The organism is Acinetobacter sp. AG1 (assembly GCF_001005525.1).
Classification (GTDB): Bacteria; Pseudomonadota; Gammaproteobacteria; order Pseudomonadales; family Moraxellaceae; genus Acinetobacter; species Acinetobacter modestus.
Genome location: NZ_LBMZ01000114.1, coordinates 40,914 through 67,292, shown reverse-complemented (window position 1 = coordinate 67,292; position 26,379 = coordinate 40,914). Strand labels below are relative to the sequence as shown.

Genomic DNA, 26,379 nt, shown 5'->3' with positions numbered 1-26,379 from the left:
CACGTTAAACACACAAGGAAATAAATAAATTGTTTTGAAATTCACCACTCAATCCGATTGAATGTACTATCGAGGGATAGACTTTAGGTATAACTTTATGAAAATTGAAAAAATTCCTGATTCGATTGATCCAAGCTTAAATTTGGAGCAAATTCGCGAAGAGTGTTTGGCACTGACCAAAAATCGTGCATATTGGTCTGCAGGTGCAGCGATTGTACCCATCCCATTTTTTGATGTCGTCGTTGATTTGGGTATGCTCACTCAAATTATTCCTTATATTAATGCACGTTTTGGTTTAGCACCTGAACATATCAGTGTCTATGATCCTGAAACCAAAAAAGTGCATTGGGATGAGCTACGTAAACGTGGTTTCGAATTTTCAGGTTTTGTGGTGGCGCGCACTGCAATGAAAAAATCTTTTAATGGCTTTTTCACGAAAATTGCCACCAAGCAAGTGACCAAGTTTATTCCTTTAGGCGGACAATTGGTTGCTGCAAGCCTCGGTTATTTTATGATGCGTAAAATTACTGAAGCACATATTCAAGATTGCTATAACCTTGCTAAACGAATTCAACAAAAAAGTCGTAATACCATTGTGGCTTAATCATAATATTTGATGACGACAAGGCGGTTTAATCCGCCTTGAGTTGTTTTAAAATTGCCTTTAAAACTTCAATTCGTGCTGTATTTTTATCATCCGTAGCGATTACATACCATGGTGCATAATCTGTGTTGGTTCTTTCGAACATATCTGCAGCGGCTTTTAAATAATCGTCCCATTTATCACGATTACGCCAATCTTCTTCAGTAATCTTGAAACGCTTATGAGGGGTTTGTTCACGATCTTTAAATCGAACTTCTTGTTCATCCTTACTGATTGCAAGCCAAATTTTTACAATCACGGTTTGACTATCAACCAAATTTTCCTCAAACCGATTAATTTCATTATAAGCACGTTGCCATTCAACGACTGAAGCAAAACCTTCGATCCGCTCAACCAAAACACGACCATACCATGTACGATCAAAGATGGTGATTTTCCCACCATCATTCAGCTTATTCCAAAAACGCCACAAATAAGGACGGCGTAATTCATAACGTTCAGGTGCAGCAATACTATGAATTTCATATTCACGTGGATCTAATTTTTTAACAATTCTTTTTATCGCTCCCCCTTTACCTGCAGCATCCATACCTTCAAAAGCAACAATCACTTTTCGTTCGTCGTAACGTAATGCATCAGCTACTTTTTTGGTTAATTTGTTCAATTCCTCTTTGTAGTCATCTTTATCTAAGCTTTGTTTTGAAGGTTCTAACAGTGCTGTGGGAATCTGTGCTTGTTGCCATTTTTCCGTGACTTTAGTTTGATGGTCAGGCAACTCTTGTAAATTTTGTAATATGTATTGAGCAAAACATTGATCACGTAGAGCTTCGTCTTCACCGTCAATCACAAACCAATCATCGGTAAATCTTTGGCTTAACTCCTGTAAAGTATCGTATTGTTTTTTATTGCGCCAATCTAAACCATGTAATTTATGCCAATGTTGTTCGGACGCATCGATTTGGTCTAAGCGTTTTTGTAAAGACTTCCAAGATAGATCAAACCAAACTTTGACCACATGTACATTATTATGCTGTAAGTCATGTTCGAATGAACGCATCTGATCAATATAGGCATCAAACAATGTTTCATCCAATGGTTTTGACACATGCATCGCGGTTGAAAGCAAATCACTGTACCAATTCCCAAACATCACCACGATCTGACCTTCGGCAGGAATAAAGCGCGTATAAGACTGCCAAAAGGTTTGATAGGTCGTTAATAACCGTGGTGCATCTGCTTTAACTCTTAAATAGCGTGGATCTAACCATTCACGTAATTGCTTAACCGCCTCGCCTTTCCCTGCTAATTCAATCCCACTTACTAAAATCAGAACACTTTTTGCATTTTTTTTATCTTGGCTATCTTTTAAGGCATATTGTGCTTCAATCAAATCTAAAGAAAGCTCATCTTCATCGCGCAATTCAAATTTTGGTTGTTGTACACTCATGTTCTGCTCTAAATGGCTCATTATTAAGAATAAGTATAGTGAAATCTATTTCACTGAATGCAAAACCCTTGTACAGTTTCTGTAGAGTAAAATCAGTGTATAAACATACTGACCGATTGTTAGACATTTAGGGTTTAAGCTGTCATGGTTCTTCGTTATGATGCAGCCTATGATTTTCTGGTTTTATTTTCTTTGAGTTCGAATATGTCAAAACTCGCAGCATTTGATCATCTTTTATTACAATACCAAACTCTGAATTACCACCAAAATCCAGCACTTAAGCAACGTCTGCATGAAGTACAAGCGTGGATGAAAGCACGCATCGCAGAAACCCATAAAGAATTTTTTGCTCTGCCTGAAAATCAACTGATGGCACAGTATTTTCTCAATCGCTTGTACGGTGGTCCTGATTTTGATGCAATTGCACAGCAAATCGAACGCCTGTTGAAATATGCACATAAAGCAGAAAGCTTACTCCCTGAAAATGCAATTAAAACAGGAACAAAATCGGTCAGTCTTGCTGTACTTGCCACTCAACTCGATGAACAAGTCGCAGAACAACTACTCAAAGATTATCCTTTAGAAACACCATTAACTGATGAAATCATGCGCCAGACCTTAGTCAAACTCGATCAAGGCGATGTACGTTATGAACAATTACAATTACTTGACGAGCTTGGTCTCACATTAGATAAGTATATGCGCTCTACGATGATGTATGCGGCTTTTAAAATGTGTAAAGGCATTGCAACCAAATATCAATTTGAACGTATGTACGAGTTTATCCAAGAAGGTTTTGCTGCAATGAAACCGATGAAGTCTGCTGCAACGTTTATCAAAACATTTACGGCAAAAGAACGTGAAATCATCGAAAAAGTCCACGCTGGTCACCCAAACCCATTTCGTGACTAAATTGAATTGATAGCCATCCCTCTTCGTGTTAGGAGGGATTATTGAATTCCAAAACAAAAATTAAAAATGCTTTTGAGCGTGTGACTTTCTGTATATTATTCATAACAATGATATGCTAAACCCTGTAAAAAAATACAAAATCTGTCATCATGCTTGCTGATTCGTGCCGCTAGAGCGAAAGTTTAGGAGAAAACAATGTCTAACGAAAACCAACAGCCTACCCCAGAAGTTGAGCAAAACCCAAGTTCAGACAAAGTCAGTCCTTTCCTCAGTTCTCCACTTCCTCAAGGAGCAGCTCAAGGTCAACAGCAATCGTTACAACAAGGTTCAACATCAACACCGAATACATCAGTACCAAAATATAATTTGCCACGTGGTGCCAATACAGGAAATGTTGGAGCAACCACTCACTTTGGCTATCAAACTGTAAGCAGTGATGATAAGGCACAAAAAGTTGCTGAAGTTTTTCATTCGGTTGCAAGTAAATACGACATTATGAATGACCTGATGTCATTCGGTATCCATCGTATTTGGAAACGTTTTGCGATCAATATGTCAGGTGTTCGCCGTGGTCAACATGTACTTGATATTGCTGGTGGTACAGGTGACTTAGCAAAAGTATTTAGCCGTGAAGTCGGTCCACAAGGTCATGTCGTACTCTCAGACATCAATGAATCTATGCTAAATGTAGGTCGCGATCGTCTGATTGATGCTGGTTGTACTAACGTTGATTTCGTACTTGCCAACGCTGAAACATTAGAACCCTTTGCCGATAATAGTTTTGATTTAGTGACTATCAGTTTTGGTTTACGTAACGTGACGGATAAAGATGCCGCACTACAAGCCATGTATCGCGTACTTAAACCAGGTGGTCGTTTATTGATTCTCGAATTCTCTAAACCTGTGTTCGAACCATTCTCTAAGCTTTACGATCTTTATTCATTCACTGCATTACCAATCATGGGTAAACTCGTTGCAAATGACTCTGAAAGTTACAAGTATCTTGCAGAATCTATTCGTATGCATCCAGACCAACGTACCCTCAAAGGCATGATGGAAAATGCAGGCTTCCAAAGCTGTGACTACCATAACCTCACTGGTGGTATTGTTGCAGTTCACCGCGGATTCAAACTTTAAGGCTTAAGATATGTGGTCGATTTTAGCACTCGGTGCAGTCGAACGTATCATTCATCATGTGATTGATTTGGATGCGATCACTCGTATTCAAATCAATCAACTGCAAGGGCAATTATTACGTGTTGTGATTGATAGCCCACAACTCTCAGTTGATGTTTTTTTTGATGAAAATAAAGTTCGTCTAGAGCCCACCGTAACGGGACATAGTCAAAAGTCTTCTATTTTTGAACAGCGTCCATTTGATCCTCAATACAAAATCACCGATGCAACTGCAACATTACAGGTTGAAAATATTGTTGAGTTAATTAAATTATTGCTGAGTGATATGGATCAGATTGGTAATATTCCCCTACAAGGTGATTACCATTTATTACAAGATATTCAAAGAATTATGCAGCAAGCTGAGCCTGATCTCGCTGCGCATTTATCGCCTTGGATTGGCCCACAACTGGCACATGAATTGGGTAAGATTCAACTTGCACCCAAACAACTCAAGCGTTCATTACAAAGCCATTTGTTCTTTATTGAAGATACTTTAAAAGAAGATAGTGGTTTATTTGCACCACGTTGGCAAATGGATGATCTTCATTGCGAGACACGTCAACTCAATCAAGAATTAGATCGTTTAGAAGCGAAATTTCAACAGTTACACGCTTCATTTGATCCAGCAAAACATTTCTCACAAGACTAGGTAAGATTTTATATGATTCCGCATGTTACACGGTTACTCGAACTCTGGCGTATTGCAGCACATTATCGCCTTGACACCTTGTTTCCTGCGGAAGAATTACCAGTTAAAGCCCGCCATGCCCTCAACATTATCAAAACCCATCCTGCGGCATGGTCAAGTCGAGAGAAAAAAAATCCACTCAAGCTTAAGGAAGCTTTAGAGGATATGGGTCCGTTAGCGATTAAATTGGGACAATTACTGTCTACACGTCGTGACTTGATTCCACCAGAAGTATTATCACAATTGGTGTTGTTACAAGACCGTGTCAAACCGTATGACACCCAATTGGCCAAACAACGTATCCAAGAATCGCTCAAAGCAGATGTATCCACATTATTCTCTCGCTTTGATGAGCAACCCCTCGCTGCGGCATCGATTGCACAAGTTCATACTGCGGCTCTGCATGATGGTCGTGAAGTGGTGGTAAAAGTCACTCGCCCTGATATTCGTAATCAAATTCTGCAAGACTTTGAAATCTTAGCTTGGCTAGGTGATTGGCTTGAAAATCGTTTAGAGGCTGCTCGCGCCTTACATCTAACTGAAATCATTCAAGACTATCGTCAAATTATCTTGAATGAGCTTGATCTGAGTCTAGAAGCGGACAATACCCGCCGAATGCGTCATTACTTTACGGGCTCAAGCATGATGTACGTGCCTGAAGTCTATATGGACAGTAAAGATGTGATGGTGGCTGAACGCATCACGGGTGTACCTATTTCAGATATCGCAACCTTTGATCGTTTGGGTATGAATCGTGCTGATTTGGCTGAAAAAGGTTTAACCATCTTCTTTACCCAAGTGTTTCGTGACAATTTCTTCCATGCCGACATGCATCCGGGTAATGTATTTGTTGAAACCATTAACCCAAGTAATCCGCGCTTTATTGCTCTAGATTGCGCCATCATGGGTGAACTGTCCAAACATGACCAAATGACAGTTGCCCGTATGTTGCTTGCTGTTATGAATAGCAACTTTATGCAACTGATTCAGATCGTACATCAAGCAGGTTGGATTCCACCAGGCACAGATCAAGATGCCTTGTCACGTGAGATGCGCCGTACCGTTGGTCCAATGGTATCAAAACCGATGGATCAATTGGATTTCGCAGGAATTTTGATTCAGGTGATGGATATTGCACGTCGTTTCCATTTGGAAATTCCACCGCAATTGATGCTATTACTCAAAACATTGGTACACGTAGAAGGCTTAGGCACAGATCTTTACCCACAACTCGATATTTGGAAACTGGCTAAACCAATTTTGACCGAATGGGTCAAAGCCAATATGAATCCAGTCAAAAATATCAAAGAACTTGGACAACAAATCCCAGATCTATTATTAGGTGCTCAAGATATCCCAAGCTTACTGATTGATAGCTTGAATGGTTTGAAAAATCAATCGGCTTGGCAAGATAAGCAACTCCGTGAAATTCAGCAAATGCGTTTACAAATGCAACAACAGCAACGCCGTAGTTGGATGTTTGGTAGCACCATGCTGATTATGCTCACCATTGCGATTATTAGTCCTTGGTTTGTCTCCATCATTTTAATCGTATTAAGTGCACTGATTGCAGTTTGGAGAATTATGAAATAAGTTCAAAAATCCCTTGCTCTGACAAGGGATTTTTTATGGTTAAGATTTCTTTTCAAAAATCGTTTAGTTTCAATTAAGATCATAACTCAACAAATTTATAGATCCTTAAAAAAGAATAAATAATGAAAACTCCACACTTTGCCATTATTGGTGCAGGTACAGCAGGACTTGCAACAGCGATTCTTCTTGCGCGAGAAGGTCATCACGTTACGATTTTTGAACAAGTTGACAAACTCTCTCCTGTTGGTGCTGGTTTATTACTACAACCTGCGGGTTTGGCTGTTTTTGAACATTTAGGCGTACTCGATCAGGCGTTAAAACTCGGTGCGAAAGTCACAGGTTTAGAAGGGCAACTTCCCAATAAACGTCTCTTGGTGAATAGCCACTATCATCAGGCTGGCAATAACCTTTATGGTCTTGGTATTCATCGTGCGACCTTATGTCATGTCTTAACTGAAAAATTGGCGGAATATGCAAGTCATGTCACTTGGCGAATGAGTCATAACATTGAGAAAATTGAAGAACAGCCGAATGAAATTCGATTATTTGGCACTCACCAACAACATAACTTTGATGACTGTTTCGATGCGGTATTGATTGCCAATGGTGCGCGCAGTCAACTCCGCCCCAAAGCTTGGGTCAAGGTTGATCAAGCTTATCCGTGGGGAGCTGCATGGACAATCGTGCCTGAATGCCTAAGCTTGAATCCTGAAATTCTTCATCAATTTTATGATCGATCTAAAATCATGATGGGCGTTCTGCCTACAGGTGCTATCCCAACTGCGCCTCAGCAAAGGCTTTCCAGTGTATTTTGGAGTTTGCCGACTTCGCAATTGCAATCATTCTTAAAAACGGACAAATCAAAACAGGATTGGTTACAGCAAATTTCTAAGCGCTGGCCCGAAGTCGCAGAATGGCTTAAACAGCTTTTATTGGATGAACGAAATCAACAACAGTGGCTCTCGGCACAGTATCGTGATGTGGTCATGTCAAAATTTGGACAAGGTCGAATCGGTGTGATTGGTGATGCTGCACATGCCATGAGTCCACAATTGGGACAAGGTGCGAATATGGCACTTTTAGATGCATGGGCTTTTTCCCAATCATTACAAGCTGCTCAGAAAAATCAGCAAATTGACTGGTCGATATTATGGCAACACTATCACCAACTGCGTCGCTCCTCGACTCAATTCTATCAGTTCCTTAGTCGTTTACTGACTCCACTTTATCAATCTGATCATTGGTGGGCGGGTAGCATACGTGATCTTACTTTTCCGTGGATGTATCAAATTCCCTATTTCTGTAAAGAAATGGCGATTACCATTTCAGGCTTAAAAACGGGTATGTTCCGGCAAATGAGCTATCAACAGATTGCGATATACCAACAAAATCAAAATGTCTTGATTCAAAACAATCAATCATTGCCTGAATATGACTAAGCGCAAAAATAGGATTTGAATTAAATATGAAAATTAGTCATTTAGATCATTTGGTTTTGACAGTCGCTGATATTGAAATCAGTTGTCAGTTTTATCAGTCTACCCTGAATTTTGAGGTGATTACTTTTGGCGAAAATCGTAAGGCACTTATATTTGGTTCGCAGAAAATCAATTTACATCAAGTTGGAAAAGAGTTTGAACCTAAAGCACGTCGTCCGACCGCAGGTTCTGCGGATTTATGCTTTATTGCTGAAACACCTTTAAAGGACGTGATTGCAAATCTTCACACATTAAACATAGAGATCGTTGAAGGTCCTATTGAAAGAACTGGAGCAACAGGAAAAATTTTATCAATCTATTTACGTGACCCAGATCAGAACTTGATTGAAATCTCGAATTATCTCAACACTTAAAAATTAAAATTCATCAATAAAAATAAGGTTAGACATGAAATATAGTTTTCTATGGGCTTTGTATCGGCAGGATAAAGGAAAGGCGATTCGTAAAGGATGCTGGTTCTTACTCCCTAGCATTTTTAATGTATTTTGTTTTCTAAATTTCCACTATCATCTCCTTGAATGGCAAGTAAATCCAAAATCTTCAATAGGAAGATTGATTATTAGTCCTCAATTTACATTGGTGATCTTATGGGATAGTCTCCCTTTTTTATTGCTGTTATTGATTCATCAAAAATTTATAGCTCGCAGTTTAAATATTTGGGTCTCTATCACTGCTATTTATTTCCTGATTGATGCGTGGTACTGGTCAAATTACTCTAGTGGAACACTACTCATCGTTGCTTGGGCATTGCCCTTTTTAAAAATAGAAAATACCAATTTAATGGGAACTTATATCCAATCCAACCATTAAATGATTTTTTACCCAACATACATAGCCAACCCTAGTCACAAACGCTACACTAACGGCTTTCCACTCAATGGATTTTTCACTCATGTCAAACTGGTTAGATGAAGTTAAATTTGATTCCAATGGTCTTGTTCCTGCCATTGCACAACATCATCAAACTGGTCGAGTGTTAATGGTTGCATGGATGAACCGTGAAGCATTACAACTGACGGCTGAAAAAAATCAAGCCGTGTATTACTCACGTTCACGTCAAAAATTGTGGCACAAAGGCGAAGAATCTGGACACTTCCAAACAGTGCATGAAATTCGTTTAGATTGCGACGCCGATGTCATTATTCTGCAAATTGAACAGCATGGTGGAATTGCCTGCCATACAGGTCGGGAGTCTTGTTTTTATCGTAAACTCACGCCACAAGGCTGGGAAATTGTTGATGCTCAACTGAAAGATCCAACCGCAATTTACGGCGCATCTGCGAAAGTCGAAGCACACGATCATGGTCAGGCTGAGCAAGTTGACGTACTCAGTCACTTAGGTCGTTTGATGCAAGAACGCAAAAAAGCTGAAGCAGATAGTTCTTATGTTGCCAGCCTATACAAAAAAGGCATCAATAAAATTTTAGAAAAAGTCGGCGAAGAAAGCGTCGAAAGCATTATTGCAGCCAAAGATTATGCAGCACATGCTTCTTTAGAAAATAAGCATGATCTGATTTATGAAGTTGCAGATTTATGGTTCCACAGTATTGTAATGCTCGGCTACTTCGACCTTGATCCACAAGAAGTCCTTGATGAACTTGCTCGTCGCCAAGGTCTATCTGGCTTGGTTGAAAAAGCCAATCGTAGTCAAGAAGTGTAAACCTCGCCTGTGTCGAATATCGAGAAACCCAAAGCTACCTATGAGCAAGCGATTGCAATAGATAACGCTCGTTTAGGTCAGTCCTTTAAAGTGATTGCGTATGCTGGCACAGGTAAAACGACAACTTTACAAATGATCAGTGATGCCATGCCCGAACGGCGTGGTATGTATTTGGCTTTTAACAAAGCCATTGCATCTGAAGCACAAAGTAAATTTCACGGAAATGTAAATTGTCGTACCTTTCACTCTCTTGCCTTTCGTAGCGTACCGCGTGGCGTGACTGATAAATTACGACTACCTCGCTTAAGCCCAAGTTTTATCGCTAAAGAATATCGTTTAGAACCAATCACACTTCGTCGTCTCATGGGCGGACGTTATGAAAAATATGTGCTGATGCCAAGTCGTCTTGCGAGTTTGGTTGCCAATGCTGTCAGCTATTTCTGCTCGACCAGCTCACAATATCCTGCCCCTCGCCATATTCAAGCGCCAAGCTGGTTGCATCAAGATGATATTGAATCGTTACAACAACACTTATATCCAGCAGTTGAACGCCGTTGGTTAGAGTCAATTGATCAAAACCATCAAGCAGGGATTGGTCACGATATTTACCTCAAACTTTGGGCATTATCAGAACCCAATATTCCAACAGATTATGTTCTGTTTGATGAAGCACAAGATGCTGACCCACTCATGTTGGGTATTTTACTACGTCAAAAAAGCACACAAGTAATTTATGTCGGTGATGCACATCAGCAAATCTATGCGTGGCGTGGTGCAGTCAATGCAATGCAACAGATGCCTTTACATGAAAGTCGCTTAACGACTTCATTCCGTTTTGGTGATGCGATTGCTGATGTTGCCAATAGTCTGCTTGGTGCATTAAACGAAACTGTTCCGTTATTGGGTAATCCAAATGTTAAATCGAGTGTAGTGAATAAACCCCATACCAAAATGCGCGATGCAATTTTGTGTCGTACCAATGCGCGTGCAATGGAACTACTACTTTCTGGTTTAGTGCATGGCGACAAAGTCAGCCTACAAGCTGATCATCAAAAACTCAGTCGTTTTGTGGATGCTGCCAGTTTACTTAAACAAGGCAAACGCATTACCGATGTACCAGAGCTTGCTTGGTTTAATTCATGGCATGATGTACATGAATATTGTGAGACGAATGACGGCAGCGATATCAAACCTTTAGTCAAACTGGTCGATGATCATGGTACTGAGCCACTCAAGAAAGCACTTGCCAAAATCACGCCGATTGAGCAAGCAGATTATGTCATTTCAACTGCACACAAAGCCAAAGGCTTGGAATGGAATCGTGTGCATATTGAAGATGATTACCAATTTAAAATAAATGGCCTAGAACATAAAATTACAGATGAGGAATTAAGACTACTTTATGTTGCCTGTACTCGTGCTAAAGTAAGTTTAAATATTCATCATCTTTACGATTTAATACAACAATTAAAACGGGGCGCTCCCTCAAGTCTTCGCCAGTCCGTAGGTTAAAGCGCTTATGTTCAGGGAGAGCTTATGCAACTTGAATCAGTGCTATTTAAACATGTTGGCATGTTTCGTGACTTAACCATTGAATTTCAACCGACACAACGTCCTATTACACTTATTTTAGGTGAGCAAGCTACAGGCAAAACTACAATTTTAAAAAATATCTATCAAGCCTTAACGTGGTTTTCCGCACGTTATAAAGATATTCGCACCGCAGGTGTGGTGATTGCTGATCAAGATATTTTGTTGACACGCTTACAAGCCAAAGTTCAAGTCCAAGTTAGAATGAGCAGCGAATTAAATCATCATCTACCAGAAAGTAGCTCTGCACAAATGACTGACACTCAGAACTGTAGTTGGAAGTTATTTAAAACGTTTAACAGTCAAGGCGTTGGAATTAGCCAAGTTGAAACGCAGCAACTCGATCAAATGGTATCGCTATATCAAAAAACTAGTCTTCAAGATCCATTATTTGGATTACCGTTAATTGCGTATTATCCTGCCGAACGCTTTGTACAAGAGGTTAATTTACAAAGCAAGAATGCGCCAGGAACACTACAAGATATTGCTGCCTACGATTTAACAGCGATTCCATACACAACTTTTGCGCGTTTTTTTGAGTGGCTACGGGAAATTAGTGATGTTGAAAATGCTCACTCTGCCCATATTGTCAGACGTCTTATTGGCAACGATTTCAGTCAGCAAAATCAATCAGAGGTTTTGCAGCAGTTACAACAAGAACTGATGAATCATCCTAAACAACTTTCAGCACCTAATTTATATGCGCTGAAAAAAAGCTTACATACCATCTTTCCAGAATTGAATGATATCTATATTCAATATATTCCTAAACTTCAATTAATGGTGCGTTACAAAGATCAGACCATTCCCTTTCAGCAATTATCGGCCTCTCTTAAATCATGGATTGCATTGGTAGGTGATATTACACGTCGTTTATGCTTGCTTAATCCACATTGTTTCGACCCATGTTTAGAAGGTGAAGGCATATTATTAATTGATCAAATTGAGCATCAGTTAGATCAAAATATGAGTGCTGAAGTTTTAGAGCGTTTGCATCAAGCATTTCCAAGACTACAAATTATTGCTTCAGGCAATCGCGATGAATTATTAGAACATGCTTTAGAATATCAATGCTTAAGGTTAGGTGATAAAGAAATTTATGAGATTAATCTTGAGAAATCTCAACAACAACTTTCACAACTCTATAATGAGTTAAGTCAATCGGAAAGCATTCTCTTGCAGCAGAATCAACACTTATTAGAATCAGAAACTTTGGTCAGTAAAGTTGATGAACTCTTTCATCAAATTCAAGCGCTTGATGAACAAGAAAAGAGTAATTTGCTTCATCTACTTAAAATTGATGATACCCCTCAAGAGACATCACTTTGATATTGGGCTTTAAGATTGATTAGATCATTAACCCTTATAAACTAGAGGCCAATTTTTTCTTTTGAATAGGTCTTCTATACTGAAACACTGGATTGTAGGGATACGCATTTGATCCAAGACCAGATCTCTATCCCTCTTATGTACACAGATAATCGAATGGAAAATATTCAATTAAATAGCGAACAAAAAACGTTGATATACAAATTTTAGCGATAAGGATGTTGTTAGTTTCATGTAATAACATCAGATTTTTGTTGATTTTTTATAGTAAAATAAAATTCATTTTTTACTTTCAAGTTGTGCAATACAACTTGCTCTTTCCGTTAACTTGATTGGGTTTCGAGACTTGAAACTTTGGCTTTCTCTTTGAATGCCTTAAGTCTTGGAAGAAAATCCACCATTAGGTCTCTCTCGACCTAAATCATCGACATGGATACCAGTGTGCTACCGATTATTATTTTATTACCACTCATACTTGGCACAACCCTTGTCTCACAATTGCAACGTATTTCACGGGGTATGACGGCAATTGGAGCAATTGGCATTAGCCTGAGTTGTTTTATTTTACTGCTTAGCCAAGCTGAAACGGTTTTACAGGGTAATGCCCTGCAACAGAGTTGGGAATGGCTTCCACAACTGGGCATCAATCTTAGTTTTCGCCTTGATGCATTAGGATTATTGTTCGGTTTACTCATTAGTGGGATCGGCACACTGATTTATATTTATGCTTATTATTATCTCAGTCCCAAAAATTCACTCAGTAAACTGTATCAGTTGCTCATGCTATTCATGGCGGCTATGCTTGGAATTTCACTCTCCAACAATTTGATTATCTTACTGGTGTTTTGGGAACTGACCAGTATTTCTTCATTCTTGCTCGTGGGCTATTGGAGTCAATATGATGCCGCCCAACGTGGTGCGCGTATGGCACTCACGATCACAGGAATGGGCGGTTTGGCGATGCTAGGGGGCTTTGTCCTCTTAGGACAGATGACAGGTACTTACCAGATTGACCAATTGGTGTTAATGAAAGAGTCTATTCAACAGCATCAATTATTTGTTCCTACCCTACTGCTCATTTTACTAGGTGCATTTACCAAAAGTGCGCAATTCCCATTTCACTTTTGGTTGCCAAATGCAATGGCAGCACCTACACCTGTTTCAGCCTACCTCCATTCAGCAACGATGGTGAAAGCAGGTATATTTTTATTAGCCCGCTTAGCTCCGCTCTTTATTGGGGCAGCGTTGTACCACAATATCGTAACCTTCGTTGGTTTATTCACTTTATGTATGGCAGCGGGTTTCGCCATATTCAAAGAAGATCTCAAAGGGCTTTTAGCTTATTCAACCATCAGCCATTTAGGTTTGATTGTTTGTTTACTCGGCATCGGTTCACCACTCGCTGTTGCAGCAGCAATCTTTCATATCATTAATCATGCAACATTCAAAGCTGCTCTTTTCATGATTGCAGGCATTATTGATCATGAAACAGGAACACGTGATTTACGTAAGCTCAGCGGTATCTGGCAACTCCTTCCGTTCACAGGTACCCTAACCATGATCACCGCTGCTTCGATGGCTGGTGTACCACTGACCAATGGCTTTATTTCCAAAGAGATGTTCTTTACGGAATTACTGGCAAACCTATCAGGTCCAGTAATGATAATTGCAGCGATCGTGGCAACTTTATCCGGTATTTTTGCTGTTACTTATTCTATTCGTTTGGTACATGGTGTGTTCTTTGATGGTGGGATTGGTAAACACGTTCCTAATAAAGATGCGCACGAACCACCTCTCGGAATGCGCTTACCAGCGATTATATTAGCGACATTATGTATTCTGGTCGGCATTCTGCCTGCTCTATTGGCCGGAACAGTGGTGAATAGTGTAACGCGCGCGAGTTTGGCTCAACCTGAATTTGAGGGTGTTCATTTAGCGATTTGGCACGGTATTAATGCACCTTTAATCATGAGTCTAGTTGCATTGATGGGTGGTGGTTTATTTTACTTTAGCCTCATTAAAAATGAGCGTTTACGTAAAATTGACTTAGACCCTTATTTAGGTAAATTCCAAGGCAAACTTTTATTTGAATCATTCCTGAAGCATCTCTTACTTACCAGTCGAAAAATCAAACAAAAGACTGAAACAGGTTCTCTACAAAGCTATCTTCTTTGGATTGTTTTCTTTAGCATCATTATGGTGGGTTTACCTTTATTTAATCAGGGTTTAACAACTGGCACACGTGAGCTTACCCATGCTCCATGGATTGCTGTGGTCTTATGGCTCACATTATTCTCTGGCTGTTGGATGATGTTGTGGTTCCACCACGAACGGATTAAAGCTGTTTTAATTAGTGGTGCTGTTGGACTTGTCGTCACCATGGTGTTTGTAACCTTATCTGCACCAGATCTTGCACTCACTCAAATTACAGTTGACGTTGTTACTACTGTTTTATTGTTGATGAGCTTATCGCTATTACCGCAGTTAACCCCTTACGAATCGAGCCGTCCACGCCGTTGGCGAGATGCAAGCTTAGCAATCGCAGGTGGTATCGGTATTGGTTGGATTACATGGCTAATATTAACGCGAGAACATAATTCAATCTCATGGTTCTTCTTACAGCAATCCCTCCCGTTAGGCGGTGGTTCAAACGTCGTCAATGTCATTCTAGTTGATTTCCGTGGTTTTGATACCTTCGGTGAAATTACAGTATTGGGTATTGCGGCAATAGGAGCACTGTGTCTCATGGATGGTATGCGTGCACATGGCACCACCATGACACAAGGTTTATCTTATCGTTTTAACCCTTCACCATTGATGTTACGTATTTCAGCCTCATGGGTACTTCCCCTCGCCCTTGTCGTCAGTATCTACATCTTCATGCGTGGTCATAATTATCCGGGGGGTGGCTTCATTGCAGGTCTGATCACGGCAATGGCGCTTATCATTCAATATATTGTTTTAGGTCAAGATAGAACTGAACAACTGATCAAAGCAAAATCTGGTCGTTTATATGAAATTTGGATTGGTTCAGGTTTAGCAATTGCAGGTTTAACGGGTATTGCAGCTTGGTTTTGGGCACGCCCATTCTTAACAACAGCACATATTTATATAGAACCACCATTATTTGGAAAAATGCATTTAGCTTCGGCTGTCTCATTTGATCTCGGGGTTTATATGACCGTTGTTGGCGCGACAATGTTGCTAATTTCAGTCTTAGGTGATTCGCGTCACTCAAGCATGTCTGGACCTGTTCCAAGTGGAGATAAATAAAAATGGTTAGTATTGAATTTTTGCTCGCTTCGGGAATTGGTCTGCTAACAGCAACAGGCATCTATTTAATTTTACGTGCCAGAACCTTTCCTGTCGTACTCGGTCTGGCCATGATCGGTTATGCCGTAAATTTATTTTTATTTGCGGTCGGTCGTATTCAAATTAATGCACCTGCAATCATTACAGAAACAACTAAAGTAACAGATCCGTTACCGCAAGCATTGGTACTCACTGCGATTGTGATTGGTTTTGCAACAACCGCTTTTATTGTACAGCTTGCTTTACGCAGTCGTTATGAATCTGGAACAGATCATGTTGACTCCAAAGAAGAAGCAACTGTGACTTATGACCCACGTGAGGATGAGCCATAATGTTTGATTTCAATAATTTTTGGCATGCTCATACTCCAATTTTAAGTATTTTAATTCCAGCATTTACGAGTTTTTTATTACTTTTATTAGGCAATCCCGGTTCTGGTTCTCTAAAACAAGATTGGCGTCAACCTTGGCGACGTGGCATTAGTTTAGGTTCTGCACTTCTAGGCTTAATCACAGCAATCAGTTATTTGATGATCGCCAATACAGGTCAAGTTACCGTTTATCAACTTGGTGAATGGTCTGCTCCTTTTGGAATTGTTTTAGTTCTCGATCGTCTCTCTGCATTCATGTTGGTGCTCACTTATGCACTTGCAGTGCCTGTCATTTGGTATGCAAGTGATAACTGGGATACCCGTGGGCGCTATTTCCACACCATGTTCCATTTTTTGTTAATGGGTATAACGGGTGCATTCCTGACGGGTGACTTATTTAACTTATTCGTGTTTTTTGAAATCCTGTTAATGGCATCTTATGTATTACTATTACATGGTCAAGGTCGACCACGTTTCCAGCTAGGTATACATTACGTCACGATTAACTTACTCGCATCAGCGCTATTTTTGATTGGTTTAGGGATAATCTACGGTAGCGTTGGTAGTTTAAATATGGCTGATGTGGGTCGCCTTATCCCAACCTTAGACAGTGATCAACATAAACTTGTAATTGCTGGTGGCTTATTACTCTTTGTAGTATTTGGGATCAAAGCAGCAATGCTACCTGTCGGCTTTTGGCTACCAAAAACCTATGCTGTTGCAAGCACACCTGTTGCTGCAATTTTTACTATTATGACCAAAGTTGGTATTTATGCCATTCTACGTGTCAATGGTACTGTTTTTGATGATGCAATGGCACAGAGTATTTTCAAAAACTGCTTATTAATGATTGGTTTGATTACTTCATTCTATGGTGTAATCGGTGCAATTGCTGCTGAACGCTTACGCCGTTTTGTTGGCTTTATGGTGTTGTCATCGATCGGAACATTACTCATCGCTATTGCCATGTTTAATACCCAAGCATGGTCAGCAGCATTGTATTATTTAGTTCACAGTACCCTAATTGCGGCTGCATTCTATTTATTTTGTGGTTGGATGACTGCGCAACGTGGTTCATTCAAAGATCATTTAAAAGTTGCACCGAAAATCAAACAGGAAAAAGCGGCTGCTTTTACTTATTTTACCATTGCATTAATGATGGCAGGTTTACCCCCTTTCAGTGGTTTTTTAGGTAAAGTTTTTATCTTACAGGCTACCGCTGAAACGCCTTATCAAGGCTGGATTATTGCTGTTATTCTGATTGTTAGCTTACTTAGCATTATCGCATTCACACGTGTTGGTTTTATCCTTTTTTGGCGTGCTAGTCCACCCGAAGAAAATTCTAAAGAACCAGCATATACCGCTTATCAAGCACTACCTGATACAGCTCCTAATCGGAATGACAAAGCAATCTATGTACTACTGATTGCTTTGATGAGTTATGTTGTATTTGCAGCACCAATTCAGAGTTATACAACTTCAACTGCACAACAAATTCAAAATCATGCGCTTTATCAACAAGCGATTCTAAAACATGATAGTCAAGGTCGTGCCATTAGCGTGCAGCCATTTGATGCAGCATATTTGCCTGAAACTAAATATGGCGGTGAGGTTGAAGATCATAATGCGGTATTAATTCCAGATGTTATCTCAAAACCGACGCTACAAGGTGAGCATATTTCGGAGTATAAACAACGTCAAATTGCAGAACAAACTTTGTCGAATCCAACTATTCCAAATGCTACACAATTAAAACCGATGGAGGAACACTAATGCAAAAACGTGCTTTGCTTGATCGTTGGTTTCCCCACCCCTTTGTATCATTTTTAATTTTTGTGACTTGGCTCATGCTGTCACATAGTTTAGACATCACAGATATTTTTATCGCAATTCTATTAGGTATCTTTGTTTCACGTTTGGTAAGCCCTTTTATTGCACGTACACCACATATTCATTGGTTTCCTGCAATCAAACTTTTTTTTGTGGTGTTATGGGATATTGTGATTTCAAACTTTCGTGTAGCTAAAATGGTGCTTGGAGCAATGGATGAGTTGCATCCAAAATGGTATCGCGTGCCATTAGAAACTGAACATGAGCAAGTAAATACTCTACTCGCAATGATCATTACAACGACGCCAGGTACAGTATCAGCAGGGATTGATCAAGAGCGAGGAGATATTTTAGTTCATGCACTCAGTACCGATAATGCTGAATTAGACATTCAAGACATCAAAAATCGTTATGAGCTACCTTTGCTCGAAATCTTTGATGTAAAGATTGCAGAAGGAACAGCGAAATGACCATTTTACCTTATGCACTTGCGATTAGTTTAGTAGCGATCACTATTTCCATGTTTCTTTGTCTCATCCGCATGATCATTGGACCATCTGTTGTTGATCGCTTGTTAGCACTCGATACTCTTTTTCTTAATGCAACATGCTTGATTGTGGTGTTAGGCATCTATTGGGCAAGTACCAATGTATTTGAAGGTGCTTTATTGGTGGCGATGCTCGGTTTCGTTTCAACTGTTGCACTGGCTCGCTATTTTACGACTGGACATGTGATTGATTAAGGAGAGTGGTTATGCAAATAATTTTTGAGATTATCATTTCGTTCTTTTTGATCTTTGGCGCATTTTTTATGCTCGTAGGTTCAATCGGAATGATTCGCCTACCCGACTTATTCATGCGCCTACATGCACCGACTAAATCAAGTACGCTAGGCTTAGGGAGTTTTTTAATTGCAGCTATGATATTTGGAGCGACACAAGGTCGGTTTGGTTTTGCCGAATTATTGATTACTTTATTTGCCTTTATTACTGCCCCAGTATCTGCCAATTTAATGGCACAAGCTGCAATTCATTTACGTTTGCGTTCAACCAGTGGTGATGTTCCAGAAGCTTTAAATCGTCCGCTACCATGGCAACGTTATCGTCGTAATACAGAAAAGAAAGATCAACTTTAAGTTGGTCTTTTTTATTGAATTGCAATTTTTGGCAATATTTTATTAATAGATCAGCTTTTCATTATTCATCAAATCCTGCAAATATAGTTGCTCACATTGGTTGATCATCAGTACATCCTTATGTGCCTGACTCAACTGGCCACGAATACTCAACATATTGTTTTTTGATCCAAATCATAAGTAATCTTGATATAGCCAGAAAATTAGAACTTATTGCATGACTATCCAATATTCCAGATAAATCAATCAGGTCCTGCGCCAAGCAAAGTCTATTACATAATCCACAGCAGTTTCACCTGATCCATTGAACAAAAAATCTTATGGAGACGAGCTTTGTTGCGTAAATGGAAGCACTCAATTGATACAGCACGAATAGAAGCCAAAATGTTTGCTTTTTCAAACAGCTTAGGTCAGCAGTATCGAGTCAATATTTCAATTGTTAGACGCCAGATTTGCAAATTACAGTCAATATTCTGAATAAATTTGCTCAACTCGGTACAACTAAAAGAATAGCTGTTGATAAACCTCGGTTAAATAAGGAGACCCAACTACTTTTTTATTTATGCAACAAAGCCACTCTAGGTAATCAATTTCTTTTTCGTTAATTTCAATTGACCTGATGCGGTAATATTTGGATTACTATTCATGTTATATTCCCTATTAATTAGTTTATTGTGTTTCAAATTGTTGAATGGTTTGAATCACTTGTTGTCGGTAGGCTTGCCACTTAGGCAACACAAATAACCTATTTTTACGTGTATATATCACAACCCCTCGTGACTTATACCTAAAATCAATCTCACAAAGTGGTAGACTACCGCAATAAATACTTACAGCCTCCTCTTCAGGAACTTCAGGAGGTGAAATCCATCTTTGAAGCCGCTCATTAGAAACGCAGTTTTTAGGAATTGGATCATCTGCTGCCTTATTGGCCAGTCTGTCCAATGTTACCTGTATCCATTCATCGCCCCTATCCTTCAAGCGCGCTCTTTCTTTTAAGTTTTCTACATCATAGCAACTCAAATCTTTATAATTCTGTAAACCATACACATCCTTTGCTCTAAAGAGATCAGAGTGAGTTGCTCCAAGGGTATTGACTGGATGCCTTTTCCCTGAATACAGTGCTATTGTAAATCCATAGATGTCTTCTTTATTTGCAGAATGTCCATCTTCATTCAGTATTACAGGTTGACCACTTTCTGTGATTTCAAAACTGATCGTACCTAGCTGTGGCTTTTCTTTAGGATCCTTAGGCCGAGAATAACCAAATGGCCCCCCCCTGTTGATAATATTTGTCCTATTCTCCCATCTGCTCCAATTCCCCCTTGTAAGTAATTCATTGGAACTTTTAGTTTGAAACGTGGCGCTTTGTTTTCAATATTCCCTGCTGAATCTACATATAAAACTCGATCTACTATTTGAAACTCAGGCGCATTTCTTTGATTAAACTTTTGTAACCTTTCTTGCTCCCACTCTTGTTCCCACTTATCAGGAGGAAAACATGCCGCTAGCCCCAAGCTTAACTTTAATATACAAATCACTTTAAGTTTTTGTTTCAATGATGTTTTACTCATCTAATTTTGATCCATAGCTTTATTTTGATTGGATTAGTTTCGTAGGTCGTACTTTTTCTACTTCAGCAAATAAGCTAAAAGTTTGATTAACATAATTCACCACACCTGAAATTTGTTCCATATAGTGCATCAGTTCAAGTGTTTTCTCTGTCTGAATCAGCTTTATCGTTCTTGAGAGATCATAACCATCAAACTGACAGTAAAATAAAGGGTCACCACGGTTTAAAATCAAATCTTTAGACGTGTCATACCATTCAAATGCCCACATGAGTGGACGCGACCAAATATGAATCGAAAAACGCCCACCAAAGATGGTGCCAGGCAGTGGATTCTTACGATAATGCCCAAAAGCATCGAGTTGAGTGAGATACACTACCTCATCATTAATAAAAAATAAGGAAGCTTGAGCTGTAAAATTGGAACGTGAGGAGTACGCCATTCATTTTCATTAATGAGTGTTCATAGTTCCCTTATCTTATTTGTTCGTACAGGCGATTGATCACCCAATACATTGACTAAATTTGGCTTATCTTTCGTTTCTCAGCTAAAGCGTAAGTGAACATCAAATAGGCAATTCACCACAAAATAGCGGCTTTCCAACTGTAATACCTTAGAATAACGGTTGCTGACTTGGCATGTTTGGTTTGTAACTGCGAACGCATCCGATAAGGTGCTTCGTATAGCATGGAGGCTTTTTCCTCTGTTAAAAACCAACCAACTTGGATTGGTCCTTCCCCAATATTTTTTGATCATCTTCAACGGTAAAATAAATATTCATTTAAGGTGATTTTAATATTTTCATAACAAGCATATTACTATTATCTTATTCTTATCAATACAGAATTGTCTATATATTTCGAGTTAGCTAGTAAAATAACTTTAAAGTGACAAACATTCATCTTTAACGCTGATTTCTTAGATTGCCGAAAAACTACAAATTATAGAGTTAAGCCAACGTTCCATATCGTTCCCTGTTTTTATAAAAATCTTAGAGCATAAAAAAGCCACCCGAAGGTGGCTTTCTTTTAGAACTTATTCTTTATCGTCTTGCCCTTGTTCAGGCAGATCCTTCACAGCTTCCGCGATCAGACCAAACATATAGTTACCATAGGCATTAGTTTTATCGTAATGGAAACGCAATCTTGGCGTAATACGTGTCTTGATGCGACGGCTCAATTCATGACGCAAGAAACCAGAAGCTTTATTCAATACATCTAAAGTTTCTTTATTTGCGACTTCACTTTGCTCATCACCAAGTTCACGTCCCATCACAGTGACATAAACTTCAGCATAACCCATGTCTGCACTGACTTTCACCGCAGAGATGGTCACTAAACCACCTAAGCGAGGATCTTTAAGCTCTTGACGGATCAGCTCAGACAACTCACGTTGTACTGAATCCGCCATGCGCTTTAAGCGTTGGCTACCCGCCATTAAAGACTCCGTTTAATCAATTGAACATCATAGACTTCGATCTTGTCTTTAACTTTGATGTCTTTATAGCCTTTGACCGCAAGACCACATTCCATACCAGCACGAACTTCTTCAACCACTTCTTTATAACGACGAAGAGATTCAAGTTCGCCTTGGAATACAACCACGTCATCACGTAATACGCGAATCGGTTTATTACGATGCAATGTACCTTCGAGTACCATACAGCCAGCTGCTGCACCAAACTTACTTGAGTGGAAGACTTCACGTACTTCTGCAACACCCAAGATCGTTTCACGATGTTCAGGTGCAAGCTTACCGCTCATTGCAGCTTTTACATCATCAATTAAATGATAGATGACGCTGTAATAACGAATATCGATGCCATCTTGATCAGATTTTTGACGAGCCGTGTTATCTGCACGGACGTTGAAACCTAATAATACTGCTTCTGATGATTCAGCTAAAGTCACATCTGACTCTGTGATTGCACCAACACCAGAACCAATGATACGGACTTTCACTTCATCAGTAGAAAGCTCATCAAGTGCAACATGTAATGCTTCTAAAGTACCACGCACATCAGTTTTGAGTACGACATTCACATAAGGAATATCTTTTTTACCCATAGATGCCATGATGTTTTCAAGACGCATTGCGCTTGCGCGCTCTAGACGTTTATGACGTTCACGATCTGAACGAGCATCTGCAACTTCACGTGCTTTCTTCTCATCATTCACGACAAGAACTTCATCACCGGCCATTGGTGCATCAGGTAAACCTAAAATTTCAACTGGAATTGAAGGACCAGCTGAAGTGATACGTTGACCATTTTCATCAACCATCGCACGTACACGACCATAAGATGAACCTGCAAGAACCAAATCACCAATATTCAAAGTACCGTTTTGTACCAGAATAGAAGTCACTGCACCGCGACCTTTGTCAACACGCGCTTCAATCACCACACCTTGCGCCGCGCCTTCTGCTGAAGCTTTAAGCTCCATCAATTCAGCTTGGATCAAGATGAGATCAAGTAACTCATCGATACCCGCACCAGAGTGTGCTGAAACTTTAGCGATAGGTGTATCCCCACCCCATTCTTCAGGCACGATTTCTTTATGTGCTAATTCATTTAATACACGATCGACATCAGCAGATTCTTTGTCCATCTTGTTAATAGCAACAATAATCGGTGTACCCGCAGCACGCGCATGATCAATTGCTTCAGCAGTTTGTGGCATTACACCATCATCAGCTGCAACAACAAGAACTACGATATCCGTTGCTTTCGCACCACGTGCACGCATCGATGTAAACGCAGCATGTCCTGGTGTATCTAAGAAAGTAATAATGCCTTTCTCAGTTTCAACATGGTATGCACCGATATGCTGGGTAATACCACCCGCTTCGCCTGCTGCCACTTTAGAACGACGAATGCGATCAAGTAACGATGTCTTACCATGGTCAACGTGACCCATGATTGTGACTACTGGAGGACGAGTCGTTTGTTCGCCACGAGCTTCTTCAGCTGCAACCAATAAATTGTCTTCAGCTTGTGTATCAGAAACTAAAACTGGATTGTGACCCAATTCTTCAACTACCAATACGGCTGTATCTTGATCAATCGCTTGGTTTTGAGTAACAAGTTCACCCATTTTCATAAGTGTTTTAATTACTTCACGAACCTTAACCGCCATTTTCTGTGCAAGATCAGCAACAATAATTTTTTCGCCGATCTCAACATCATAAATTTGCTTCTTAACAGGTTTTTCAAAACCATGTTTATTCGCTTGGCTAGTTTTTAAACCACGCTTATGATGACTCTTGCTAAAGCTTTGTTCAGCCTGAGCATCACCACCACGACCACCTTTTTTACCGGCACGTGGATTTGCTGTCGCACCACCGCGTTTAATTTCACGGTCTTCCTTATTAAAGGAATCTTCATATGCTTGTCCAACAAGACCAGCAGCTAAAGGTGAATCATCAATTACACGAATGGTTGTAGTCGCATCATCACTCGAATATTTTGATGCCATTTTACGCATTTGCTCAAGCGTACGTTGTTGCGCTTCTTCAGCAGCCTTACGACGCACTGCTTCTTCAGTTGCTTTCAACTGTGCTGCTTGTGCTTCACGTGCTTTCTTTTGTTCAGGCGTTTCTGTAGGGCGAACAACAGGCGCTTTCAAAATCTTATCGCTGTTACGCTTTTTCACTACAACTGCTGCTTTCGCAGTTGTTTGACCTGCATTATCAGAAGTATGTGCTGCACGCATTGCTTCTAACGTTGCATTGGCTTTTTGTTCAGCTACATCACGTGCATTTTGAACAGCTACATCACGTGCATTTTGCTCTGCGCGTACTTTAGCATCTGCTTCTGCACGTGCTTTCGCTTCTGCTGCAAGTAATTCTGGGTTCGGTTTAGCAAAAACTTGTTTCTTGCGAACTTCAACATTAATGTTTTTTGCTTTACCCGAAGTACTTGTTACTTTAGCAGTACTGGTTGTTTTACGTTTCAACGCAATTTTTCCTGTGTTACCACTGTCCTGACCATGTACTTTTTTCAAGTGATTGATCAAAGTATCTTGCTGTTCAGCGGTAATAATGTCATCTGCTTTACGCTGTGGTAGACCTGCTTCGCGAACCTGCTCTAGGAGTTTCTCTACAGGACGTTCTACGCTGAGCGCTAACTCTTGAATCGACTTGTCCGTCATCTATTATCTCCTAGTTAAACCATGATTCACGTGCTTTCATGATCAATTGACCTGCTTTGTCATGACCTAAACCTTCGATATCAGAAATATCATCAGTCGCTTGATCAGCCAAATCATCAATTGTAATCACACCACGCGCCGCCAATGCATAAGCAATCTCAGTGGTCATACCATCCATACCGAGAAGTTCTGCGCTTGGCTCTTGAATATTTTCTTGCTGTTTCAGTGCATCAGTTAAAGCAGCTTCTTTAGCACGGCTTTGAAGCAATTCAACTAAATCTGCATCTAGTTCAATTTCATCAAATGTTTCAGCTGGAACATAAGCAATCTCTTCTAATGAAGTAAAGCCCATTTCCACCAATGCCATTGCTAAATCTTCTTCAATATCGAGACGTGTAACAAACATATCTAAATACTGTTGTGCTTCATTTTGCTGACGAGCACGATACTCTTCTTCTAACATCATGTCGAGTTTATAACCCGTCAATTCCGATGCTAAACGAACATTTTGCCCTTGCGAACCAATTGCACGTGCTAACTGATCATTCGTTGCGAAGATAATATCTGCACTGCGTGCATCTTCATCTAGCACAATACCTGATACATCAGCTGGCTCTAATGCGCTTGCAATATATTGTGCTGGATCATCAGACCACACAACCACATCAATACGCTCACCATTCAACTCTTGTTGTACTGCTTGAATACGTGTACCACGCATACCAATACATGCACCTACAGGGTCAATACGATGGTCATTGGTTTTCACTGCAATTTTAGCACGAACACCCGGTTGACGAGCAGCTGCTTTAATTTCGATGATTTCTTCAGAAATTTCTGGAATTTCTTTTTTCATCAATGCAATTAGCATCTCAGGACGGGCACGAGACAATAATAATTGTGCGCCACGACCTTCGCGGTTTACGCTGTATAAAATGGCATTTATACGTTGCTTAGGACGCAAAATTTCTTTATGAATGGTTTCTTCACGCGCCAAGTAAGCTTCAGCGTTATCACCTAGATCAATGATGAAACCATCTTTGGTTTGTTTTTTGACTTCGCCGTAAATCAACTCACCCACTTTAGATTCATAGGCATCTGCAACCAAAGCACGCTCAGCTTCACGAATCTTTTGTACAATGACTTGTTTCGCAATTTGAGCAGCAATACGACCAAACTCAATTGACTCAACTTCTAGCTCACGCACATCACCGATTGACCATTTTGATGGATCAACATCTGAGATTGCATCTTGGCAAGCTGGCATTTCATGATCTTCATCCGCCACAACTGTCCACTGACGGAAGGTGCGATAATCACCTGTTTTACGATCAATCTCAATACGAAGCTGTGCTTCTTCTGAATGTGTTCCTTCGTAAAACTTTTTCTTCGTTGCTGCAACAAGTGCTTGCTCTAATGCTTGGAAGATCGCCTCACGACTAACACCTTTTTCATTACTAACCGTTTCTGCAACGGTAAGAATTTCGCGGCCCATAAGTCACCTACCGAT

General features: G+C 39.9%; 23 protein-coding genes and 1 pseudogene. 17 read left to right on the top strand and 7 right to left on the bottom strand.

The genetic code is table 11. The annotated features are described in order from the left end of the window. The first annotated feature begins 97 nt into the window (after window positions 1-97). On the top strand, window positions 98-604 hold the full coding sequence (locus AAV96_RS11045; protein ID WP_046739338.1) for a hypothetical protein: 507 nt from the start codon (window positions 98-100) through the stop codon (window positions 602-604). A 28-nt stretch (window positions 605-632) separates the two neighbouring features. On the opposite strand, the gene AAV96_RS11040 is transcribed toward AAV96_RS11045, so the two are convergent. Further along, on the bottom strand, window positions 633-2,051 hold the full coding sequence (locus tag AAV96_RS11040; RefSeq protein WP_046739337.1) for a phosphate--AMP phosphotransferase: 1,419 nt from the start codon (window positions 2,049-2,051) through the stop codon (window positions 633-635). 204 nt (window positions 2,052-2,255) lie between these two features. On the opposite strand from AAV96_RS11040, the gene AAV96_RS11035 reads away from it, so the two are divergent. The 16 genes from AAV96_RS11035 to AAV96_RS10960 all read left to right on the top strand — a co-directional run bounded on the left by AAV96_RS11035 (window position 2,256) and on the right by AAV96_RS10960 (window position 19,147). Then, a complete protein-coding gene (locus AAV96_RS11035) occupies window positions 2,256-2,963 on the top strand; it encodes an FFLEELY motif protein (protein ID WP_188363584.1) in 708 nt (235 codons plus the stop codon). Between the two features lie 195 nt (window positions 2,964-3,158). After that, window positions 3,159-4,100, top strand: a complete 942-nt coding sequence (gene ubiE / locus AAV96_RS11030; protein ID WP_046739336.1) for a bifunctional demethylmenaquinone methyltransferase/2-methoxy-6-polyprenyl-1,4-benzoquinol methylase UbiE — start codon at window positions 3,159-3,161, stop codon at window positions 4,098-4,100. Between the two features lie 10 nt (window positions 4,101-4,110). Continuing rightward, the gene (locus tag AAV96_RS11025) at window positions 4,111-4,791 is read left to right on the top strand and encodes an SCP2 domain-containing protein (RefSeq protein WP_046739335.1); all 681 of its coding nucleotides are present in this window, start codon (window positions 4,111-4,113) and stop codon (window positions 4,789-4,791) included. A 12-nt stretch (window positions 4,792-4,803) separates the two neighbouring features. Then, window positions 4,804-6,423: an ABC1 kinase family protein gene (locus tag AAV96_RS11020; protein WP_046739334.1), complete on the top strand. Its 1,620-nt coding sequence runs from the start codon at window positions 4,804-4,806 to the stop codon at window positions 6,421-6,423. A gap of 122 nt (window positions 6,424-6,545) precedes the next feature. Next, window positions 6,546-7,862: an FAD-dependent oxidoreductase gene (locus AAV96_RS11015; RefSeq protein WP_046739333.1), complete on the top strand. Its 1,317-nt coding sequence runs from the start codon at window positions 6,546-6,548 to the stop codon at window positions 7,860-7,862. 26 nt (window positions 7,863-7,888) lie between these two features. Next, entirely contained in the window at window positions 7,889-8,275 is a 387-nt protein-coding gene (locus AAV96_RS11010) for a VOC family protein (RefSeq protein WP_046739332.1), read from the top strand. Window positions 8,276-8,309: 34 nt separating this feature from the next. After that, a complete protein-coding gene (locus tag AAV96_RS11005; protein ID WP_005218573.1) occupies window positions 8,310-8,732 on the top strand; it encodes a hypothetical protein in 423 nt (140 codons plus the stop codon). Between the two features lie 82 nt (window positions 8,733-8,814). Then, entirely contained in the window at window positions 8,815-9,582 is a 768-nt protein-coding gene (hisIE, locus tag AAV96_RS11000; protein ID WP_046739331.1) for a bifunctional phosphoribosyl-AMP cyclohydrolase/phosphoribosyl-ATP diphosphatase HisIE, read from the top strand. A 9-nt stretch (window positions 9,583-9,591) separates the two neighbouring features. Next, window positions 9,592-11,094, top strand: a complete 1,503-nt coding sequence (locus AAV96_RS10995) for a UvrD-helicase domain-containing protein (RefSeq protein ID WP_004659254.1) — start codon at window positions 9,592-9,594, stop codon at window positions 11,092-11,094. A gap of 24 nt (window positions 11,095-11,118) precedes the next feature. Then, window positions 11,119-12,501: an ATP-binding protein gene (locus AAV96_RS10990; RefSeq protein WP_046739330.1), complete on the top strand. Its 1,383-nt coding sequence runs from the start codon at window positions 11,119-11,121 to the stop codon at window positions 12,499-12,501. Between the two features lie 429 nt (window positions 12,502-12,930). Continuing rightward, the gene (locus AAV96_RS10985) at window positions 12,931-15,774 is read left to right on the top strand and encodes a monovalent cation/H+ antiporter subunit A (RefSeq protein WP_046739329.1); all 2,844 of its coding nucleotides are present in this window, start codon (window positions 12,931-12,933) and stop codon (window positions 15,772-15,774) included. Window positions 15,775-15,776: 2 nt separating this feature from the next. After that, complete coding sequence (locus AAV96_RS10980; protein ID WP_005218581.1) at window positions 15,777-16,145, top strand: Na+/H+ antiporter subunit C; 369 nt, start codon at window positions 15,777-15,779, stop codon at window positions 16,143-16,145. Continuing rightward, window positions 16,145-17,956, top strand: a complete 1,812-nt coding sequence (locus AAV96_RS10975; RefSeq protein WP_046739328.1) for a monovalent cation/H+ antiporter subunit D — start codon at window positions 16,145-16,147, stop codon at window positions 17,954-17,956. The genes AAV96_RS10980 and AAV96_RS10975 overlap by 1 nt, the downstream gene beginning before the upstream one ends. Beyond that, window positions 17,956-18,483: a Na+/H+ antiporter subunit E gene (locus AAV96_RS10970; protein ID WP_046739327.1), complete on the top strand. Its 528-nt coding sequence runs from the start codon at window positions 17,956-17,958 to the stop codon at window positions 18,481-18,483. Before AAV96_RS10975 ends, AAV96_RS10970 begins: the two co-directional genes overlap by 1 nt. Then, window positions 18,480-18,755 (top strand): monovalent cation/H+ antiporter subunit F, encoded by a 276-nt coding sequence (locus AAV96_RS10965; RefSeq protein WP_004659265.1) that lies wholly within the window; start codon window positions 18,480-18,482, stop codon window positions 18,753-18,755. The genes AAV96_RS10970 and AAV96_RS10965 overlap by 4 nt, the downstream gene beginning before the upstream one ends. A gap of 11 nt (window positions 18,756-18,766) precedes the next feature. After that, the gene (locus tag AAV96_RS10960; protein WP_004659266.1) at window positions 18,767-19,147 is read left to right on the top strand and encodes a Na+/H+ antiporter subunit G; all 381 of its coding nucleotides are present in this window, start codon (window positions 18,767-18,769) and stop codon (window positions 19,145-19,147) included. 669 nt (window positions 19,148-19,816) lie between these two features. Here the strand turns inward: AAV96_RS10960 and AAV96_RS10955 are convergent. From AAV96_RS10955 to nusA, 6 genes and pseudogenes are all read right to left on the bottom strand, one after another. Next, window positions 19,817-20,092 (bottom strand): hypothetical protein, encoded by a 276-nt coding sequence (locus AAV96_RS10955; protein WP_155857128.1) that lies wholly within the window; start codon window positions 20,090-20,092, stop codon window positions 19,817-19,819. Between the two features lie 278 nt (window positions 20,093-20,370). Beyond that, on the bottom strand, window positions 20,371-20,721 hold the full coding sequence (locus AAV96_RS10950) for a hypothetical protein (protein ID WP_046739325.1): 351 nt from the start codon (window positions 20,719-20,721) through the stop codon (window positions 20,371-20,373). A 19-nt stretch (window positions 20,722-20,740) separates the two neighbouring features. Then, window positions 20,741-21,499: pseudogene (locus AAV96_RS10945) on the bottom strand (hypothetical protein). Between the two features lie 254 nt (window positions 21,500-21,753). After that, on the bottom strand, window positions 21,754-22,155 hold the full coding sequence (locus AAV96_RS10940; protein ID WP_004659268.1) for a ribosome-binding factor A: 402 nt from the start codon (window positions 22,153-22,155) through the stop codon (window positions 21,754-21,756). Then, a complete protein-coding gene (gene infB / locus AAV96_RS10935; protein ID WP_004659269.1) occupies window positions 22,155-24,869 on the bottom strand; it encodes a translation initiation factor IF-2 in 2,715 nt (904 codons plus the stop codon). Before infB ends, AAV96_RS10940 begins: the two co-directional genes overlap by 1 nt. Window positions 24,870-24,879: 10 nt before the next feature. Then, window positions 24,880-26,364: a transcription termination factor NusA gene (gene nusA / locus AAV96_RS10930; protein ID WP_005218583.1), complete on the bottom strand. Its 1,485-nt coding sequence runs from the start codon at window positions 26,362-26,364 to the stop codon at window positions 24,880-24,882. Between the last annotated feature and the right edge of the window lie 15 nt (window positions 26,365-26,379).

What these genes read in the sequence shown, in the direction of transcription:
- AAV96_RS10965 (WP_004659265.1), top strand. Translation starts at nt 18,480, where the DNA reads ATGACCATTTTACCTTATGCACTTGCGATTAGTTTAGTAGCGATCACT.
- AAV96_RS10960 (WP_004659266.1), top strand. Translation starts at nt 18,767, where the DNA reads ATGCAAATAATTTTTGAGATTATCATTTCGTTCTTTTTGATCTTTGGC.
- infB (WP_004659269.1), bottom strand. Translation starts at nt 24,869, where the DNA reads ATGACGGACAAGTCGATTCAAGAGTTAGCGCTCAGCGTAGAACGTCCT.
- AAV96_RS11045 (WP_046739338.1), top strand. Translation starts at nt 98, where the DNA reads ATGAAAATTGAAAAAATTCCTGATTCGATTGATCCAAGCTTAAATTTG.
- AAV96_RS11035 (WP_188363584.1), top strand. Translation starts at nt 2,256, where the DNA reads ATGTCAAAACTCGCAGCATTTGATCATCTTTTATTACAATACCAAACT.
- AAV96_RS11015 (WP_046739333.1), top strand. Translation starts at nt 6,546, where the DNA reads ATGAAAACTCCACACTTTGCCATTATTGGTGCAGGTACAGCAGGACTT.
- AAV96_RS10950 (WP_046739325.1), bottom strand. Translation starts at nt 20,721, where the DNA reads ATGAGTAAAACATCATTGAAACAAAAACTTAAAGTGATTTGTATATTA.
- AAV96_RS11005 (WP_005218573.1), top strand. Translation starts at nt 8,310, where the DNA reads ATGAAATATAGTTTTCTATGGGCTTTGTATCGGCAGGATAAAGGAAAG.
- AAV96_RS10980 (WP_005218581.1), top strand. Translation starts at nt 15,777, where the DNA reads ATGGTTAGTATTGAATTTTTGCTCGCTTCGGGAATTGGTCTGCTAACA.
- nusA (WP_005218583.1), bottom strand. Translation starts at nt 26,364, where the DNA reads ATGGGCCGCGAAATTCTTACCGTTGCAGAAACGGTTAGTAATGAAAAA.
- ubiE (WP_046739336.1), top strand. Translation starts at nt 3,159, where the DNA reads ATGTCTAACGAAAACCAACAGCCTACCCCAGAAGTTGAGCAAAACCCA.
- AAV96_RS11025 (WP_046739335.1), top strand. Translation starts at nt 4,111, where the DNA reads ATGTGGTCGATTTTAGCACTCGGTGCAGTCGAACGTATCATTCATCAT.
- AAV96_RS10940 (WP_004659268.1), bottom strand. Translation starts at nt 22,155, where the DNA reads ATGGCGGGTAGCCAACGCTTAAAGCGCATGGCGGATTCAGTACAACGT.
- AAV96_RS10985 (WP_046739329.1), top strand. Translation starts at nt 12,931, where the DNA reads ATGGATACCAGTGTGCTACCGATTATTATTTTATTACCACTCATACTT.
- AAV96_RS11020 (WP_046739334.1), top strand. Translation starts at nt 4,804, where the DNA reads ATGATTCCGCATGTTACACGGTTACTCGAACTCTGGCGTATTGCAGCA.
- AAV96_RS11040 (WP_046739337.1), bottom strand. Translation starts at nt 2,051, where the DNA reads ATGAGTGTACAACAACCAAAATTTGAATTGCGCGATGAAGATGAGCTT.
- AAV96_RS10970 (WP_046739327.1), top strand. Translation starts at nt 17,956, where the DNA reads ATGCAAAAACGTGCTTTGCTTGATCGTTGGTTTCCCCACCCCTTTGTA.
- AAV96_RS11010 (WP_046739332.1), top strand. Translation starts at nt 7,889, where the DNA reads ATGAAAATTAGTCATTTAGATCATTTGGTTTTGACAGTCGCTGATATT.
- hisIE (WP_046739331.1), top strand. Translation starts at nt 8,815, where the DNA reads ATGTCAAACTGGTTAGATGAAGTTAAATTTGATTCCAATGGTCTTGTT.
- AAV96_RS10975 (WP_046739328.1), top strand. Translation starts at nt 16,145, where the DNA reads ATGTTTGATTTCAATAATTTTTGGCATGCTCATACTCCAATTTTAAGT.
- AAV96_RS10990 (WP_046739330.1), top strand. Translation starts at nt 11,119, where the DNA reads ATGCAACTTGAATCAGTGCTATTTAAACATGTTGGCATGTTTCGTGAC.